A 17,313-nucleotide genomic window follows, 5' to 3' on the forward strand; every position below is an offset into this window, starting at 1 on the left:
CCGGCCGCGTTGACGCCTCGGCAAGGGCGGCATGCTAGGTCTTGCGAGTCGCCTCGGCCAAGGGGCTCCGAAGGGGCTTCGGCCAAGGGGCTTCGGCCAAGGGGCGGCGGCGCGGACCCAGGCGAAAGACGCACGTGAACGCGACGCGACACCCCCACCGCCCGCGACTCGGCCCTCCACCGGCGGCCCGGCGGTGATCGCGCGCCACACCCTGACCTATGTCGGCTCGCGCGGGGTGGCGGCCGCCCTCAACATGGCGTCGCTCGCGGTCTTCACCCGGCTCGCCCCGGCGGAGGCGTATGGCGGCTACCTGCTGATCCTGTCCTGGGCCCTGGTCCTCTACGGCGCCACCTGCCAGTGGCCGAAATTCTCGTTCTTCGCCCTCTACGACGAGGCCCGCGCGCCCGATCAGGTCGGTACGGTTGTGCGCCTGCTCGGGGCGATGATCGGGCTCGCCGCCCTGGGCGCCGCCCTCGGCGCCTGGCTCGGGATCGTCGCGCCCGCCGCCGCCGCCGCCATCGTGGCGGCGGTCCTCGGCATGATGGTGTTCGAGGGGGCCTGCGAGATCGCCCGCACCCGTCTCGAAGTCGGCGCGGTCGCCTCCGCCATCGTCCTGCGCGCCGTCCTCGTCCTCGTCCTCGGCAGCGGCGTCCTCCTCTTCACCGGGCACGCCGTCGATCTGCTGCTCGCGACGGCGCTGGCCAACGTGCTGGCGGCCCTGCCCCCGCTCGTGGCCCTCGGATCCCTCCTGCGCGGGCGCGGCAGCTGGGCGGAGGCCCGTCGCCTCGTCGCCTATGGCTGGCCCCTGGTCCTGTCCTTCGCCGCCGCGGCCCTGGCCCAGACCATCGACCGCCTCATCATCGGCCAGAGCGTCGGCGTGGCCGAACTCGGCGCCTACGGGGCCTTCTCGGACTTCCTGCGCCAGAGCTTCGTCGTGTTCGGCGACAGCATCGCGCTCGCCCTCGTCTCCATCGCCAAGCGCGAGGCCCGGGAGGGCGGGATGGCGGCCGCCCGACCCGTCCTCGAAGGGGCGGCCCGCCTGATGGCTCTCATCGCGGCCTTCGGGGCTGTGTTCTTCCTCGCCTTCGACGATCTCGTCGTCGCCGTGCTGCTCGGGCCCGACTACCGGGCCGCCGCCCTCGGCGTGGCGCCCCTGCTCGTGGCCGCCAGCGTCTTCCTGATGCTGCGTTCGTACTATTTCGGGCAGATCATCTACTTCTCGGCGTCGAGCCGCCTCGATGCCGTCGCCTCCGTCACCCTCCTCGTCGCCATCAGCGGCCTCTCGGCCGTGCTGATCCCGCCCTACGGCATCACCGGGGCGGCCATCGCCGTGGTCCTCGGACAGGCGCTGGCCTGCCTCGTCTTCGTCTTCGGCGACCGCACGGGCCTGCGCATGCCGGTGCCCTGGCGCGATGTCGCGACCATCGGAGCCACCGCCCTCGCCTGCCGGATCGCCATCGCGTGGCTCGAGGCTTCGGGCGCCGGCCGGACGGCGCCGGCCGTCGCCCTCGAACTCGCCCTCCTCGGGCTCGGCGCCGTCGCCATGGCGTGGCGGTTCAACATCCTGGGGCTCGCCGACCTGCTCCGGCGGCGCGCCGCCTGATGCGCGTGCCCGGTCACGGCCCCGCGGTGCGACTGGCCGACGGACGCGTCGCCGCCCTGCGCCCCCTCGATCCGGCCGCCCCGTGGCTCCCGGCCTGGCGGGCCCTGAGCCGGCGGCCCTTCGTCGAGAACCTGTTCTACGATCCCGATTTCGCCCTGGCGGCGCTCGACGCTTTCGGGGACGGGGTGGAGGTCCTCCTCGTCGGCGACCGCCCGCCGGAGGAGCCGGGCCTGCGCCTCGTCGCCGTGTGGCCGTGCCGGCGCCGACGCGGGCGCTGGGGTCTACCCTTGCGCCTCACCATGGGCTGGATGCACGGCTTCGGCGTCTTCGGCGTTCCCCTGCTCGATCCGGATGCGCCGGACCGCGCCCTCGACGGCCTCCTGCGTGGGGCCGGCCGCCTCGCCGGTCCCCGCCTGATGCTGACCTACGTCCCGATGGAAGGTCCCTTCGCGGACCTCCTGGCCCGGTCCTGCCGGAGCCATGGCCTCGCCCGCGCGGAGTTCTGGGCGCATGCCCGTGCGGTCCTCGACCTGTCGGACCGCACGGGCCCCGAGCGCGCCGCCTATCTCGACCACCTGTCGTCCCGCCGCCGACGGCGCCTGCGCCAGTCGGCCGAGCGTCTCGCGCCCCTGGACTTCGAGACAATCCGCGATCCCGCCGTTCTTCGCGCCGCCCTCGACGACTACATCGCCCTCGAAGGCATCGGCTGGAAGGGCCGGGCCGGCACCGCCATCGGCGATACCCCCGGGGAGATCGCGTTGTTGCATGCCTCCGTGGCCGCCTTCGGCGCGCGGGGACGGGTGCGGATCGACCGCCTGCGTCGCGATGGGACGACCCTGGCGAGCGCGGTGACCTTCGTCACCGGCAAGCGGGCGTGGTGCGTGAAGATCTCGTTCCTCGAGGCGGAGGCCCGCGACTCCCCCGGGGCGCAGCTCGTCCATCAGATGACGCGGAGCCTGATCGCGGACACCGCCCTGAGCGGTGCCGATTCCTGCGCCCCCCCGGATTTCCGCCTCGCCGAGACGTTCTGGGCCGAACGGATGCCGCTCGCGCACGTCCTCGTCGCAGCGCCGGGCGGCGACCGCCTGTTTGGTCTCGCGAGACGGCTCGAAGGCCTGCGCGCCCGGGTGAGCCGCATGCTCGCCCGACGGACCTGGGCCCGGGGCCGCACGGGCGCCCGCGCGGCCGGGGCGCCGGATGCCCCTACCAGCCGAAGCGACTGATCCGCGCCTGAGCGGCCGCGACGGCCTCGGGATCGCGGCCGAGGGCGGCGATGCGCTGCGACAGGTCGTGGCAGGTCGCGCAGAACGGGAGGCTCGCGAGCACGAGGCCCTGCCGCGAGCGGGTGACCGAGCCGATCAGGCAGGCGATGGGCAGCTCCGAATCGGGCAACCCGAGGCAATCGCCGCGCGGACTTCCGAAGAGCGGCCGGTTCGGCCAATCGAGGACGATCACCGTGCCGCCGCGGCGGTCGGGGGCGGGCGGCAGGCTGTAGCTGCGCACGAACAGGGCCGCGAAGGCCGCGACCAGGACCGGAACGAGCAGAAGGCGCGCCATGATCGCTTCAGGCCGGCTCGTCGAAGCGGCTTCGCCGGAACACCTCGGTGCCGGCCCCGTCGATGACCCGCACGGCTTCGGCCGGCCCCCCGCCGCGCTGCGGCGCGCGCGCCCGGGCGAACAGGCCCAAGGCCCGTTCCATGGCCGCCTCCAGGCTGCCGACCCGGACGGAGAGGCGCTGGCGCACGGGGTCCTCGCCGGGTTCGTCGGGCCCGAGGATCTCGATGTGGAAGGTTTCGCGTGGGGTCAAGGGCGAGGCGGCTCCGGCCTTATCGATGGGGCGATCGCTGACATAGGGCATCGGCGGCGGCGGGGCGCGCGAAAGACGCGTTTTCGCCAACGCCGTCCGGCTCCACCACCGCCGCCCGACCGATGCAAGCCCGCCGGAGGATGCAACATCCGCCGGGATATGGTTCAGTGGCACCTCCCTCACGCGCATGGAATCCAGCATCATGGCGACGACGCCTTTCGTGACCGTGGATTGGCTGAAAGCCCGGATCGAGGCCCCCGATCTCGTCGTCCTCGACGGCTCCTGGTACCTGCCGGCGCAGGGGCGCGACGCGGCGGCCGAGTACCGGGCCGGGCACATCCCCGGGGCCGTCCGCTTCGACATCGACGCCATGAGCGACGAGACCTCGGGCCTGCCGCACATGCTGCCGCGCCCGGAGGTCTTCGCCTCGCGGATGCGGGCGCTCGGCATCGGCGATGGGGCGCACATCGTGGTCTATGACGGGATGGGCCTGTTCTCGGCGCCGCGGGTGCGCTGGATGCTGCAGGTGTTCGGTGTGCGCGACGTGGTGCTGCTGGAGGGCGGGTTCCCGGCCTGGGTCGCGGCGGGAGGCGCGATCGAGGACGGCGAGGGCCGGCCGCGCGAGCGCCGCCACTTCACCGCCCGCCTCGACCACGGCGCGGTGGCGGACGCGCAAGACATTGCCCGCGCGCTCGAATCCGGCTCGGCCCAGGTGGTCGACGCCCGCTCCGGCCCGCGCTTTCGCGGCGAGGAGGCGGAGCCGCGCCCCGGCGTGCGCCCGGGCCACATGCCGGGGGCCCTGAACGTCCATTACGCGGCGCTGCAGACCGGCGGCCGGCTGAAGGACCCCGACGCCCTGAAGGCGGTGTTCGCCGAGAACGGCGTCGATCCGGACCGGCCGGTGGTGACCACCTGCGGGTCGGGGGTCACCGCCGCCATCGTCTCGCTCGCTCTGGAGACCCTCGGCCGCCCGCCGCGCGCCCTCTACGACGGCTCGTGGTCGGAATGGGGAGCGGACCCGGCGCGACCCGTCGCCACCGGCGCATGAGCCGCCGCGCCGCGCCGTTCCACGCCCCGTCGTGACGCCCGCCGACCGTCCCACCCCGCCCGCGCGCCAGCGCTCGGACGGGCGCGTTCACCTGCGCGTCGGACGGATGGGGTCCGACACCCGAATCCTCGACATCGCCGAATCCGGCCCCTTGCGCGTCCGCCTTCCGCGCGGGCCGGCGGGGCCGTGCGAGGCGGTGCTCCTGAACAGCGCCGGCGGCATCGCCTGCGGCGACCGGTTCACCGTGTCCGTCGCCGTGGGGGCGGGCGCCGGCCTCGTGCTCACCACCACGGCGGCGGAGAAGATCTATCGCTCCGACGGGCCCAGCACGGGGATCGAGACCCGGGTCGAGGTGGCGGCCGGCGGCCACCTCGCATTCCTGCCGCAGGAGACGATCCTGTTCGACGGGGCCAGCCTCCGGCGCAGCCTCACCGTCGATCTCGCGGGGGATGCGGGGCTGCTGGCCTTCGAGGCTGTGACCTTCGGGCGGGTGGCGCGGGGCGAGCGGATCCGCGACGGGCGCTTCCACGACACGTGGCGGATCCGCCGCGACGGGCGCCTCGTCTACGCCGATTCGGTGCGGCTCGACGGGGCGATCGCGGACGCCCTGGCGCGGGCGGCCATCGGCGGCGATGCCCGGGCGATGGCGACGCTCATCGACGTGTCGCCGGGGGCGGAGGGCCGCCTCGAAACCATGCGGGCCCTGCTCGAAGCGGGTGCGCGGGACGGCGTCGGGGCGGCGGCGAGCGCCTGGAACGGCCACCTCGTGGTGCGCTTCCTCGGGGCGGACCCGGCGGCCCTGCGGGCGCTGGCCCAGCACGTCCTCGTCGGCTACCGGGGCGTGCCCCTCCCCCGGGTGTGGCAGAGTTGAACCCACGGGGCGCCGCTTCCCCGCGGTGACGGTCAGGGATAGCGCTCCCAGAGGAGCGTGAGGACACTCATCTTCCCGTCAACGTTGAATCTGAACGGCGGGGTTTTGAGGGTCAGCGTCCTGCCGTCGTACTCCACGTCCCTGACTTGGGATGTCCCCGACCAGACCTCGTTCCACGACGTATCGATGTCGTGGGTCACCTTGTTTCCATCGATCCGATACGTGCCCGCGTAAGCGAAGAACGTCTTGTGCAGATGAACGCGATCCTCATCGCTCATCTTGTCGTTGGCGACCGGCTTCGTGCGCCCTTCGAAGGCGCAGATGACCATCATTCGCCCGTCCTTGCCGTAGGTGAGCCAGCCAGTGGGCCGAGGGCCACCATAGGCCTCGATCACCTCATTCGATTCGACGAGCTTTCGCGTCGCTGCGGCAAGTCTCCAGGTGCCGGAGATATCCTGTGGCTCGAGCGCAAACGCAGATGTCGCGCCGAAGCAGGCGGCAAGGGTGCAGATGATCCTCACGGGAGTCTCCCCCATCGTCGATTCGCCGGCGGCGATCCGCGCAAGGATACGCCCGGTCTTCGCAGTTCGCGCCCATCGATTCGTCGGTCGACCATGAAAAAGGGGCCCCGGCATCGCCGGAACCCCATTTCCACACGCTTCGACGCGAGATCGGCTCAGTAGGCGGCCGGATCGGGGCTGTCGCTCGGGTTGGCGAAGGCCTTCACCATGGCCTCGCTCATGGGCAGGTTCAGGTTGATGCCGCGCGGCGGGATCGGCTTGGTGAACCAAGTGTCGTAGAGCGCCTTGCCCTCGGGGCTCTTGTAGAGCTTGGCCGTGGCCGCATCGACCACCGCCTTGAACGGCGCGTCGTCCTTGCGCAGCATGATGCCGTAGGGCTCGGGCTTCGACAGGGCCTCGCTCGAGATGGTGTAGGCGCCCGGCTCCTTCGAGCTGGCGGCGAGCGAGGCGAGGAGCACGTCGTCCATCACGAAGGCGACGGCGCGGCCGGTCTCGACCATGAGGAACGCCTCGGCGTGGTCCTTGGCCGGCAGGATGGTCAGGCCGAGGTTGCGGGCCGTGTTGATCTCATTGATCTGGCGGATGTTGGTGGTGCCCGAGGTCGAGACCACGGTCTTGCCCTTCAGATCGTCGATCTTGTCGAGCTTGGCCGTCTTCTTCGAGACGAAGCGGGTGGCCGTGAGGAAGTGGGTGTTGGTGAAGGTGGCCTGCTTCTGGCGGTCGGGGTTGTTCGTCGTCGAGCCGCACTCGAGGTCGATGGTCCCGTTGGCGATGAGCGGGATGCGGGTCGCCGAGGTGACCGGGTTCAGCTTCACTTCGAGGTTCGGCAGCTTGAGGTGGACCTTCACCGCCTCGGCGACCTTCTTGCAGATCTCGAAGGCGTAGCCGACGGGCTTCTGGTCGTTGTCGAGGTAGGAGAACGGCACCGACGCGTCGCGGTAGCCGATGGTGATCCCGTTGGTTTCCTTGATCTTCTTCAGGGTCCCGGTCAGGTCCTCCGCCCGGGCGATGCCCGTGGCTGTGGCCGAGACCGCAAGGGCGATGAACGCCGCCGTGACGGCGGATCTTGAATGGCGCGAACGCATTGGCAGGCTGACTCCCGGGGGGCGATCGCCGCGACGGCCATCGCTCAAGGCACATATAGCAAGTTAGCGACGGCCATCGCCGACGCAATCGGTGTTTTCCACGCATCGCGAGGAATGCGTACCGTTCCGTTCGCAACGGACGTGCCGTTTGGACCCGAACGTCACGGCGATTTGCTGAGGGCGTCGAACGCAAAAAGGCCCGGCTTCGCAGCCGGGCCAGTCTACAGATCTCGAAAACATCGGTGTCTCGAACGGTCGGATGTCGCAACGACACCCGACCGGATGGCGACTTAGAAGTCGCGCTGGACGCGCATGCGGACCTGATAGGTGTCCGCGGAGGTCACGGTGCGAACAGCGGCTCCGGCATTCACCTGAGCGGCGGTGGTCAGGCCATTGTTGTACTGATCGATGACGCGGCCGTTCTGCAGACCGACCTTGGTGTAGAAGCCCTCGACACCGATATCGAGGTCCTTCACCGGCGACCAGATCAGGCTGCTGCCGACGACGAACTGGTAGGTGTCGCGAAGCGTCGGGCTGAGGGCGAACGAGCGGGTGCCCGGCGCGCCGACGAAGTTGCTCGACGAGGTGTTTCCGGCGAACGCAGAACCGGCATAGGCGGCGGCGTTGGCTTCGCGAGCACCCCTGGCGAAGGCCATCTCGCCGTAGCTGCCGAACACGGCCGAACGCCACTCAGGCGACCAGTAGTGGAGGAACGAAGCCACCGCGGTGAAGCTGCGGTTCAGCTCGATCTTGCCGGTGAGCGGGTTGAGGGTCGCATCGGCCTGGAAGGGGTCGAATGCGGCGGCGCTGATGGTGCTGACGCGGGATGCGTAGCTGCCGTTGTACGAGGAGAAGCCGGTGTAGAGCGTCGCGCCCTCGCCATAGGCGCCCTGCAGGTACAGGGTGTCGCCGGGGGCGATGAACGGCATGTTGATCTTCACGCCGCCCTGGACGGCCCAGCCGTAATCGCTCGTTGCACCGGCGGTGGCGCCGACGATGTTCGCGGCGTAGCCGTTGTTGATGCCGACGAGCGTCGGGGAGCCGATGACGTTGCTGGTGTTCAGCTCCTTGACCGCGGCGGAGAGCTGGGCGGAACCCCAGGCGGCATCGTAGCGCAGGACACCGACGAAGTCGGGCATGCGGTTGCGCTGGGAGACATCGACGGTGCCGAAGGTCGGAACGCCGAGGGCGTTCGTCGAGATCAGGACGCGGGACTGGGCGCCGACGGTCGTCGATTCCTGCGAGTTGATCGTGTTGCGACGGAAGCTGGGATCTTCCAGCGAGACCGTGGCCGAGAAGCCGCCGTCACCGAGCTTGGTCGTGTAGGCGAGCAGGTTGGTGGAGGCGAGGTCGGAGCCGCCGGTGGCGCCGCTGATTTCGAAGTCGTGGGCGTAGAAGTCGAAGAACGACGAGGCGCGACCGGCGGTGAGGCCGGCGAACTGAATGAACGCCTTCTCGGTGCTCACGAACTGCTGGACGCGTCCGCTCTGGTCCTGCCCCTGGGCGCCGAAGGCGTTGCCGATGCGCTCCTGGGTGCCCGAGCGGAGACCGCCGACGGCGCCGGTGCGGGAGGCGAATTCGAGGCGGGTGAAGGCGCGCAGGGTGCCGTAGGCGGTCTGCGTGCGGGCATCGACGTTGATTCGGGCGAGGCCGCGATATCCAGTCGTGTCACCGGCGTTGCCCAGGCTGCTGCGTGCGTTGCTGGGCTGGAAACCGATCTCGAGGCGCGCGCGGCCGGACAGACGGATGCAGGTATCGGTGCCGGGAATGTAGAAGAAGCCGGCGCCGTAGGCGGAGCAGACGCGGACGTATTCGATGGGGGCGGCCTTCTTGACCGGGAGGTCGGCTGCCTGTGCTCCAGCGACGGCCGCAAATCCTGCGGCAGAGGCGAGAAGCGAGCTCTTCAAGAGCTTCATTGATATCTCCAAAAGCTTCGAGACCCGAGGGAGGGTCGACTACAGGCGCGATGATTCGTAGGACCGCGACCCGTGCCGTCCTTATTGTTCAACAGCCGAGCGTATTCGCTGGTTTGCAGAAGTGTTGCGCTGGCGATGCCCCCAGTGCCCAGTCACTCTGTGCGAGCCGGTTCCTTCGGGCAACTCGAAAACGTGATCGGAACGGCGGTTCCGACCCCGTGTTGCGGGCTTGCAACGTTGCACAGGCGGCTAAGCGTATGAGCCAGAGCGTGATTTCAGGCCGATGGCCAGCCGTTCCTCCGCTTCGCCGGGGCGTTGAGCTCTGCTCCGTTTCGGCCCATTTTGGCAAGATAGTTCACTTTTTCGGCGCGAAATCGGCTGGATGTGCTCGTTTGGTATATTGAACGATGTATTCATAGGCAGGGCTGGGATTATTTCTGAAGACGCTGCACGCGCGGGCGCCGATCCCGCGAATGCGGACCCGGCGGTGGCGCGCGTCGCGCGCGCGCGGCACGGCCGTCGGCGGCCTGTGGATGGATCGCGGGGCCGTCTCGCCGCTCCGGCGGCCGTGAATCGGAGGCCGGGACGAATCACGCGCCGCACGATTCGGACTCCGCCGGATCGCGGCGCCGGGGAGTAGTCCCGCCGGACGGCCTGCCGACCCAGAGGCTTTCCACTTGACCGTCCGGGACCGGGCGGTCGCGATGACCTCACTCTGTTCAGGCTATCGGATGCCCACATCGCACGGGGCAGACGGGTCCCCTCTCCAGGAAGGAGAGGGACAGGGTTAGGTGTGCGATCTCTCTGGAAAGGTCCCACACCTCACCCCAACCCTCTCCTTCCAGGAGAGGGGGCCTGTCGCGACCGTTCGAAGCGCTTTGCTTCGCCGTTCGAACGCCGGGAAAACTCATCCGCGATCGCCCTCCCTGAAAAGAGAGGGGGCCCGTCGCAGTTCGTATGCAATTGCCTCGTCCCGCAGGGGCGAGAGGGACGCGCCCCGCTCCTTGAAGAACGCAGCTGCGTGAATCTCACGGCTTCGTACGCGGGGAGCGGATCGCGCGCTTGGGGCAGGCACGCGTCGCCCTTCGTCTCCGGCCGTCAGGCGGGCGTCGGCGTCGCCAGGACCTTGTCGACGCGGCGTCCGTCCATGTCGACGACCTCGAAGCGCCAGCCATGGGTCTCGAAATGGTCGCCGGCGGACGGGATGCGGCCGAGCTGGAAGATGACGAAGCCCGCCAGGGTGGCGAAATCCTCGGTGTCCGGCCGCTCGGCGAAGGCGAGGCGCTCGAAGGCCTGACCCGCCGGCATCATCCCGTCGATGAGCAGGGAGCCGTCCTCGCGCTCGACCACCGCCGGCTCGTCGCCGATCTCCGGGATGTCGCCCGCGATGGCCTCGAGCAGGTCGGTCTGGGTGACGATGCCCTCGAGGCTGCCGTACTCGTCCACCACGATGGCCATGCGCACGGGCTGGGCCTGGAAGATCTCCAGCACGGCGAGGATCGACAGGCTCTCGTGCACGACGATGGGCGGCTGGGTTGCGGCCAGGACGTCGATGGTGCCGCCGTCGAGGACCTGATTCAGGAGGTCCTGCTTGCGCACGACGCCGACGATCTCGTCGACCTGGGAGCGGCTCACCACGATCTGGGCGTGGTCGCACTCACGCACGGCCTTCAGGATCGCGTCGCGGTCGTCGTCGGCATCGACCCACTCGACCTCGTGGCGCGGCGTGATGATGTCGCGGACCTTGCGCTCGCCGATGGAGAAGATGCGCTCCACCGCCTCCTGCTGCGCCTCGCGGATGAGGCCCGCTTCCTGGCTCGCCTGGATCAGGAGGTTCAGTTCCGCCGTCGAATGCAGCGAGCCCTCGCCGTGGCCGGCCTTGAGGCCGCACAGGCGCACGACGCCGTTGCCGAGTCCGTTGAGGAACAGGATCGCCGGGCGGAACACGAACAGGAACAGGCTCAGGGGCCGGACCACGGCCAGCGCCGTGCGCTCGCTGCGCTGGAGGGCGAGGCTTTTGGGGGCGAGTTCGCCCAGCACGATGTGCAGCGCCGTGATGATCACGAACGAGATCGCCACCGCGATGGTGTGGGTGGCGACCGCGCTCACGGAGGCGGGCAGCCAAGCCAGCAGCGGTTCGATGAGGTGAGCGAGCGCCGGCTCGCCGACCCAGCCCAGCGCCAGGGACGAGATGGTGATGCCGAGCTGCGTCGCGGCCAGGTGCGCGTCGAGCTGGTCGGTGGCGCGCTGCAGGGCGGTGGCGTTGGTCCGGCGCTCGGTGACGAGTTCGGACACCCTGCTCCTGCGGACCGAGACGAGGGCGAACTCGGCGGCCACGAAGAACCCGTTGGCCAGGACGAGGACGAGGACGGCAACGAGGCCGAGGCCGGTTGCCCACGCTTGATCGGAAATCGTCGTCTCCACCGCCACGGGTCGTGGCGGGAGATCTAACAGTTGTGCCCCACGGGGCCAATCGCCTCAGGCGGTCCGCCCGCAGCAATATGAGGCAGACGCGTCGGGCGTCTCGGCCCGAACCTTACAGCCGGCGCAGCGCCACGCTCTCGATGCGGTGGCTGGCGCCCTTGGCGAGGATGAGGCTCGCGCGCTGGCGGGTCGGCAGGATGTTGTCGCGCAGGTTCGGCAGATTGATCGTCGTCCACAGGGTGTCGGCGATCTCGAGGGCCTCGGCCTCCGTCACCTCGGCGTAGCGCCGGAAGTACGACAGGGGATCGCGGAACGCCGTCTGGCGCAGGCGCAGGAAGCGGTTGACGTACCAGCGGTGCAGGTCGTCCTCGTGGCCGTCGAGGTAGATCGAGAAGTCGAAGAAGTCGGACACGAACGGGATCGCGGTGCCGTCGCGGGGCAGGCGCGCCGGCTGGAGCACGTTGAGGCCCTCGACGATGAGGATGTCGGGGGAATCCACCACCCGCTCCTCGCCCGGCACCACGTCGTAGACGAGGTGGGAGTACAGGGGGGCGGCCACCTGTTTCTTGCCCGCCTTGATGTCCGTGAGGAAGCGCAGGAGTGCTGCGGTGTCGTAGCTCTCCGGGAAGCCCTTGCGCTCCATGGCGCCCATGGCCCGGAGCTCGGCGTTGGGCAGCAGGAAGCCGTCGGTGGTGATGAGGTCGACCTTCGGGGTGTTGGGCCAGCGCGCCAGCAGGGCTTTGAGCACCCGCGCGGTGGTGGACTTGCCCACCGCCACGGAGCCGGCGACGCCGATGATGTACGGCACCTTGGCCTCGCGCTCGGCCATGAGGAAGCGCTGGGTCGCCTTGAACAGCCCCTGCGTCGCCGCGACGTAGAGGGAGAGCAGGCGCGACAACGGCAGGTAGATCGCCTCGACCTCCTCGACCGAGATCGGATCGTTGAGGGATTGCAGGCGCGTCACGTCCTCGGCGGTGAGGGTGAGCGGCGTGTCGGCGCGCAGCTGCGCCCATTCCTCGCGGGTGAACAGGCGGTAGGGCGAGAGCCGCTCCGGCCCGAGGCCGGTGACGGGGTCCTGCCCGACCGCCGGGTCGCGCTCCGGATGCGTCGCCGCGACGGCGGCCTCCGCGGTCACGGTTGCCTCCGGGCGGCCTTCTCGGCGATGCCGCTCTGGGCGGTGCGCCGTTCGAGCTCGGCCATCACCTCGTCGAGGGCGACGCCGCCGGCGCGCAGGAGCACCACGAGGTGGTAGAGCACGTCCGCCGCCTCGCCGACGAGGCCGTCATGGTCGCCCTGCACGGCGGCGATGGCGGCCTCGACGGCCTCCTCGCCGAGCTTCTTGGCAGGTTTTGCCGGGCCACCGGACAGGAGCTTGGCGGTGTAGGATTGGTCGGCCGGGGCCTTGGCGCGGTCCGCCACGAGGGCGTCCAGGTCGGCGAGGGTGAACTGGGTCATACGGTCCTGGATTCCGGCGGTCCGGACTTATCGTGCCACCCGGCGAGGGGGGCTGCATTCCTGATCATGGGGCAAGAGCCGCTTCCGGGCCCCGCGTCAAGCGTCGCGGCGCATGGAGAGGCCCGCCGCCGCCATATGGGCCTTGGCCTCGCCGATGCTGTGCTGCCCGAAATGGAAGATCGAGGCGGCGAGCACGGCGCTGGCATGGCCGTCGCGGACGCCGGCCACGAGGTCGTCGAGGCCGCCGACCCCGCCCGACGCGATCACCGGCACGCTCACGGCATCCGCGATGGCGCGGGTGAGCGCCAGATCGTAGCCCGAGCGCATGCCGTCGCGGTCCATGGAGGTGACGAGGAGCTCGCCGGCCCCGCGCGCCGTCACCGTGCGGGCGAACGCGATGGCGTCGAGGCCCGTGGGCTTTCGCCCGCCATGGGTGAAGATCTGCCAGGCGTCGGGCCCGCCGGGCGCCGACGTGCGCTTGGCGTCGATGGCGACGACGATGCACTGGCTGCCGAACTTCTCCGCCCCCCGCGCGACGAAGTCGGGATCGGCGACGGCGGCCGTGTTGATGGAGACCTTGTCGGCGCCGGCCAGAAGCAGGGTGCGGATGTCCGCCACCGTGCGGATGCCGCCGCCCACCGTGAGCGGCATGAAGCAGGCCTCGGCCGTGCGGCTCACGACATCGAGGAGCGTGCCGCGGTCCTCGTGGCTCGCGGTGATGTCGAGGAAGCAGAGTTCGTCGGCCCCGGCGGCGTCGTAGGCCTTGGCCGCCTCGACGGGATCGCCGGCGTCGCGCAGTTCGAGGAACTGCACGCCCTTGACCACGCGGCCGTCCTTGACGTCGAGGCAGGGGATGATGCGGGTCTTGAGCATGAATGCCCTCCTGACGGCGACGGCGGGTCAGGCCGCCGATCGGCCCGTGGCCTTCGCAATGGCGGCGAGCGCCTCGCGCGGATCGATGCGGCCGTCGTAGAGGGCGCGGCCCGTGATGGCGCCGGCGAGCAGCGCGCAGTCGGGTTCGAGGATGCGGTGCACGTCGTCGATGGAGGCGAGGCCCCCCGACGCGATCACCGGGATCGTCACGGCGCGGGCGAGCCCTAAGGTCATCTCGATGTTGAGGCCCTTGAGGATGCCGTCGCGGGCGATGTCCGTGTAGATCAGGGCCGCGACGCCGGCATCCTCGAACCGGCGGCCGAGTTCCTCCGCCGTCATGCTGGAGGTGGTGGCCCAGCCCTCGACGGCGACGCGGCCGTCCTTGGCGTCGATGCCGACGGCGATCCGGCCGGGATAGAGCCGCGCCGCCTCGTGGACGAAGGCGGGGTCGCGCACGGCGGCCGTTCCGATGATGACCCGGCTGACGCCCTTGGCGAGCCACGCCTCCAGGGTCTTCATCTCGCGGATGCCGCCGCCGAGCTGCACCGGCAGCTTGGTCCGGGCGAGGATCGCGTCGACGGCGTCGGCGTTCCTCGGCGCGCCCGCGAAGGCGCCGTCGAGATCGACCACGTGGAGCCAGGGGAAGCCCTGCTCCTCGAAGACGGCGGCCTGGGCGGCCGGGTCGTCGCTGAACACGATGGCCTGGGCCATGTCGCCCTGCACGAGGCGAACGCAGCGCCCTTCCTTGAGATCGATGGCCGGGAACAGGATCACGCGTCGGTTCGCTTTCGAATCGTTCGTTGGGAGGGGCGGTCCCGGATCAGGGACGCCACCGAAGGAAGTTCGCCAGGAAGGCGAGGCCGAGATGCTGGCTCTTCTCGGGGTGGAACTGCGTGCCGGCGACGTTGTCCCGCGCCACCATGGCGGTCACGGGCCCGCCGTAATCGGCGTGGGCCACCGTGTCCGAGGGGTGCGACGGGTCCAGCGCGAAGCTGTGGACGAAGTAGGCGTGCAGGCCGTCCTCCCCGAGCGGGATGTCGGCGAGCAGCGCGTGGTCGCGGTCGGCCGTCAGGGTGTTCCAGCCCATATGCGGCACCTTGAGCGCCGGATCGGAGGGGCGGATCGGGCCGACATCGCCGCCGATCCAGTCGAGGCCCGGCGTGGTCGCGTATTCGAGGCCGCGCGTGGCCAGGAGCTGCATGCCGACGCAGACGCCGAGGAACGGGCGGGCGCGGACCTTGGCCGCATGGGTCATGGCCTCGACCATGCCCGGCACGGCGTCGAGGCCGGCGCGGCAATCGGCGTAGGCGCCGACCCCCGGCAGCACGACGCGGTCGGCGCTCGCCACGGTCTCGGCTTGCGCGGTCAGGACGATGCGGCTGTCGAGGCCGGCCTCGCGGGCGGCGCGCTCGAAGGCCTTGGCCGCCGAGTGCAGGTTGCCCGAGCCGTAATCGATGATCGCGACGGTCTCGGGCGTCACCGCCGGCCCTCGCTAATGGGGAACATGCCGATGGCGGTCTCGCTCGGGCGGGCGGGAGCGTTGCCGTAGGGGGCGAGCGCCGGGCGCGCCGGAGCGGCGCCGTCGAGCCAGCGGGTCGCCGCCTTCATCTCGGCCTCCTCCAGGCTTCCCGCCAGCACGGCATCCCGCACCGGGCGGCCGCGGCGGGCGTAGGTCCAGCGCCGCAGGGACGAGGCTTCGAGGCCGACGAGGACGAGGACGAGGAGGGTCACGACGAACCCGGCGAACGGGGTCAGCCCGGCCATCCGGCCGGCATACGCCGTGGCGCCGAGGAGGGCGAGGACGCCGAGGGCGGCGAGCCAGAGGCGGTGATAGAGGAACCACAGGGGACCGTAGGCGAAGGCCGTCCACGAGAAGCCGTCGGGCACGAGGTGCGCGCGCTCGAGGCCCTGGGCTTCGCCCGCGATCGCATCCCGATCGAGGTGCAGCGTGTAGGTGCGCATGGCGTGTCCTCTCGTGCGACCCTGTCCGGTCAGAGCGAGCCCTTGGTCGAGGGGACGCGGCCGCCCTCGCGCGGATCGACGGTCACCGCCTGCCGCAAGGCGCGGGCCAGTCCCTTGAAGCAGCTCTCGGCGATGTGATGGGCATTGTCGCCGTAGAGGGTCTCGACATGGAGCGTGATGCCGGCGTTCATGGCGAAGGCCTGGAACCACTCGCGCACGAGCTCGGTGTCGAACTGCCCGATCTTCTCGACCCTGAACGCCGTGCGGAACACGAGAAACGGCCGGCCGGAAATGTCGACGGCGACCCGCGTCAGGGCCTCGTCCATGGGCAGGTGGATGTCGGCGTAGCGCGCGATGCCGCTTTTGTCGGCGAGCGCCCGGGCGAAGGCCTGGCCCAGCGCGATGCCGGCATCCTCCGTGGTGTGGTGCTGATCGACGTGGAGGTCGCCGGTCACCGAGACCTCGATGTCGAACAGGGCGTGGCGCGCCAGCAATTCGAGCATGTGATCGAGGAAGCCGACGCCCGTCGCGATGGTGGCGCGGCCGGTCCCGTCGAGGTTGACCGCGACGTGGACGTCGGTCTCCGCCGTGCGGCGGTCGATGCTGGCGGCGCGCATGCCTGAAATTTGCTCTTGTGCGGTCGGATTCTTAGAGACGAACCCGCCTTCTAGAGCCAACGGGGCCCGCCTGTGAAGGGAGCGGGCCCGCGATTCACCGGGCGATTCATCGGGATCGGGTGCCGTCCCCGGCGCGCATCACCCGTTCAGGACGCGGCCGGCGACGGCGTCGAGCTTGGCGAGCAGGGCCGGATCGCGCTGGGCCGGGGCGGTCATGATGGCACCGTCGAGGGCACGGTCGGAGCCGACGGGGCAGGCCTCGCGCGCCTGCGAAAAATCGCGGGCGAGGCGGGCGACGAGGCGGGCGGCCTTGTCCGCGTTGGCGCGGGCGACGGCGACCACGGCGGCGACGTCGACGGCGTCGTGGCTCGGGTGCCAGCAGTCGAAATCCGTCACCATGGCGATGGTGGCGTAGGTGATCTCGGCCTCGCGGGCGAGCTTGGCCTCGGGCATGTTGGTCATGCCGATGACGTCGAACCCTTGCGCCTTGTAGGCGGTGGATTCGGCCAGGGACGAGAATTGCGGGCCTTCCATGCAGACGTAGGTGCCGCCGCGATGGACCGCGATCTCCTCCGCCGCAGCCGCTTCGGCGATGCGGTTCTGCAGGGCCGGGCCGATGGGGTGGGCCAGCGACACGTGGGCGACGCAGCCGTTGCCGAAGAACGAGGACGCGCGGCCATGCGTCCGGTCGACGAACTGGTCGACGAGGACGAACAGGCCCGGATGGAGCTCGCTGCGGAACGAACCGCAGGCGGAGAGCGAGACGAGGTCGGTGACGCCGGCCCGCTTCATCGCGTCGATGTTGGCGCGGTAGTTGATGCCGGTCGGCGACAGGCGATGGCCGCGTCCGTGGCGGGCGAGGAACACCACCTTGGTCTGCCCGATCCGGCCGATGCGGAGCGCATCCGAGGGCTCGCCCCAGGGCGATTGCACCGCCTCCTCGCGCACGTCCTCCAGGCCCGGCAGGTCGTAGACCCCCGACCCGCCCATCACGCCGAGCACCGCTTGCGTCATTCTCATGGCTCCATACAGCGAGCGCCGGTCGCCCCCGTGTGGGAACGCCGGCGCTGTGGTGTTTCGGTGAGGACGCGGCCCGTGTCGAGCCCCGCCCCGTCCGATCGGCCTAGAGTG

General features: G+C 70.5%; 18 protein-coding genes. 4 read left to right on the top strand and 14 right to left on the bottom strand.

Features of this window, described 5'->3' with window-relative positions:
- Positions 1 to 193: 193 nt before the first annotated feature.
- Positions 194 to 1,603 (top strand): lipopolysaccharide biosynthesis protein, encoded by a 1,410-nt coding sequence (locus tag MKK49_RS07330; RefSeq protein WP_244027419.1) that lies wholly within the window; start codon positions 194 to 196, stop codon positions 1,601 to 1,603.
- Positions 1,603 to 2,826 carry a GNAT family N-acetyltransferase gene (locus tag MKK49_RS07335; RefSeq protein WP_244027420.1) on the top strand — a complete coding sequence of 408 codons (1,224 nt, stop codon included), beginning with the start codon at positions 1,603 to 1,605 and terminating at the stop codon, positions 2,824 to 2,826. The genes MKK49_RS07330 and MKK49_RS07335 overlap by 1 nt, the downstream gene beginning before the upstream one ends.
- Here MKK49_RS07335 and MKK49_RS07340 read toward each other — a convergent pair.
- The gene (locus MKK49_RS07340; RefSeq protein ID WP_244027421.1) at positions 2,807 to 3,160 is read right to left on the bottom strand and encodes a hypothetical protein; all 354 of its coding nucleotides are present in this window, start codon (positions 3,158 to 3,160) and stop codon (positions 2,807 to 2,809) included. The genes MKK49_RS07335 and MKK49_RS07340 overlap by 20 nt on opposite strands.
- A 7-nt stretch (positions 3,161 to 3,167) precedes the next feature.
- A complete protein-coding gene (locus MKK49_RS07345; RefSeq protein WP_244027423.1) occupies positions 3,168 to 3,410 on the bottom strand; it encodes a hypothetical protein in 243 nt (80 codons plus the stop codon).
- A 202-nt stretch (positions 3,411 to 3,612) separates the two neighbouring features.
- Here MKK49_RS07345 and sseA point away from each other — a divergent pair, with 202 nt between their 5' ends.
- The gene (gene sseA, locus MKK49_RS07350) at positions 3,613 to 4,458 is read left to right on the top strand and encodes a 3-mercaptopyruvate sulfurtransferase (RefSeq protein WP_244027425.1); all 846 of its coding nucleotides are present in this window, start codon (positions 3,613 to 3,615) and stop codon (positions 4,456 to 4,458) included.
- Positions 4,459 to 4,489: 31 nt separating this feature from the next.
- The gene (locus MKK49_RS07355) at positions 4,490 to 5,329 is read left to right on the top strand and encodes an urease accessory protein UreD (protein ID WP_409565031.1); all 840 of its coding nucleotides are present in this window, start codon (positions 4,490 to 4,492) and stop codon (positions 5,327 to 5,329) included.
- A gap of 32 nt (positions 5,330 to 5,361) precedes the next feature.
- On the opposite strand, the gene MKK49_RS07360 is transcribed toward MKK49_RS07355, so the two are convergent.
- From MKK49_RS07360 to MKK49_RS07415, 12 genes are all read right to left on the bottom strand, one after another.
- Entirely contained in the window at positions 5,362 to 5,850 is a 489-nt protein-coding gene (locus MKK49_RS07360; protein ID WP_244027426.1) for a lipocalin-like domain-containing protein, read from the bottom strand.
- Positions 5,851 to 6,005: 155 nt separating this feature from the next.
- The gene (locus MKK49_RS07365; RefSeq protein WP_244027427.1) at positions 6,006 to 6,935 is read right to left on the bottom strand and encodes a transporter substrate-binding domain-containing protein; all 930 of its coding nucleotides are present in this window, start codon (positions 6,933 to 6,935) and stop codon (positions 6,006 to 6,008) included.
- 290 nt (positions 6,936 to 7,225) lie between these two features.
- Entirely contained in the window at positions 7,226 to 8,851 is a 1,626-nt protein-coding gene (locus MKK49_RS07370; protein ID WP_244027428.1) for a porin, read from the bottom strand.
- A gap of 1,098 nt (positions 8,852 to 9,949) precedes the next feature.
- The gene (locus MKK49_RS07375; RefSeq protein ID WP_313899147.1) at positions 9,950 to 11,263 is read right to left on the bottom strand and encodes a hemolysin family protein; all 1,314 of its coding nucleotides are present in this window, start codon (positions 11,261 to 11,263) and stop codon (positions 9,950 to 9,952) included.
- A 124-nt stretch (positions 11,264 to 11,387) separates the two neighbouring features.
- Positions 11,388 to 12,305 (bottom strand): type I pantothenate kinase, encoded by a 918-nt coding sequence (gene coaA / locus MKK49_RS07380; protein WP_244027466.1) that lies wholly within the window; start codon positions 12,303 to 12,305, stop codon positions 11,388 to 11,390.
- A 101-nt stretch (positions 12,306 to 12,406) separates the two neighbouring features.
- A complete protein-coding gene (locus tag MKK49_RS07385) occupies positions 12,407 to 12,730 on the bottom strand; it encodes a phosphoribosyl-ATP diphosphatase (protein WP_244027429.1) in 324 nt (107 codons plus the stop codon).
- A 96-nt stretch (positions 12,731 to 12,826) separates the two neighbouring features.
- Complete coding sequence (hisF, locus tag MKK49_RS07390; RefSeq protein WP_244027430.1) at positions 12,827 to 13,603, bottom strand: imidazole glycerol phosphate synthase subunit HisF; 777 nt, start codon at positions 13,601 to 13,603, stop codon at positions 12,827 to 12,829.
- Positions 13,604 to 13,630: 27 nt separating this feature from the next.
- Entirely contained in the window at positions 13,631 to 14,377 is a 747-nt protein-coding gene (gene hisA / locus MKK49_RS07395) for a 1-(5-phosphoribosyl)-5-[(5-phosphoribosylamino)methylideneamino]imidazole-4-carboxamide isomerase (RefSeq protein ID WP_244027431.1), read from the bottom strand.
- 46 nt (positions 14,378 to 14,423) lie between these two features.
- The gene (hisH, locus tag MKK49_RS07400) at positions 14,424 to 15,083 is read right to left on the bottom strand and encodes an imidazole glycerol phosphate synthase subunit HisH (RefSeq protein WP_244027434.1); all 660 of its coding nucleotides are present in this window, start codon (positions 15,081 to 15,083) and stop codon (positions 14,424 to 14,426) included.
- A complete protein-coding gene (locus tag MKK49_RS07405) occupies positions 15,080 to 15,565 on the bottom strand; it encodes a DUF2628 domain-containing protein (protein WP_244027435.1) in 486 nt (161 codons plus the stop codon). Before MKK49_RS07405 ends, hisH begins: the two co-directional genes overlap by 4 nt.
- A gap of 29 nt (positions 15,566 to 15,594) precedes the next feature.
- Positions 15,595 to 16,182: an imidazoleglycerol-phosphate dehydratase HisB gene (hisB, locus tag MKK49_RS07410; protein ID WP_244027436.1), complete on the bottom strand. Its 588-nt coding sequence runs from the start codon at positions 16,180 to 16,182 to the stop codon at positions 15,595 to 15,597.
- Between the two features lie 138 nt (positions 16,183 to 16,320).
- Positions 16,321 to 17,196, bottom strand: coding sequence for an S-methyl-5'-thioadenosine phosphorylase (locus MKK49_RS07415; RefSeq protein ID WP_244027437.1), 876 nt, complete (start codon positions 17,194 to 17,196; stop codon positions 16,321 to 16,323).
- Positions 17,197 to 17,313: the final 117 nt, after the last annotated feature.

This window comes from Methylobacterium sp. J-090, from assembly GCF_022829345.1.
GTDB lineage: Bacteria > Pseudomonadota > Alphaproteobacteria > Rhizobiales > Beijerinckiaceae > Methylobacterium.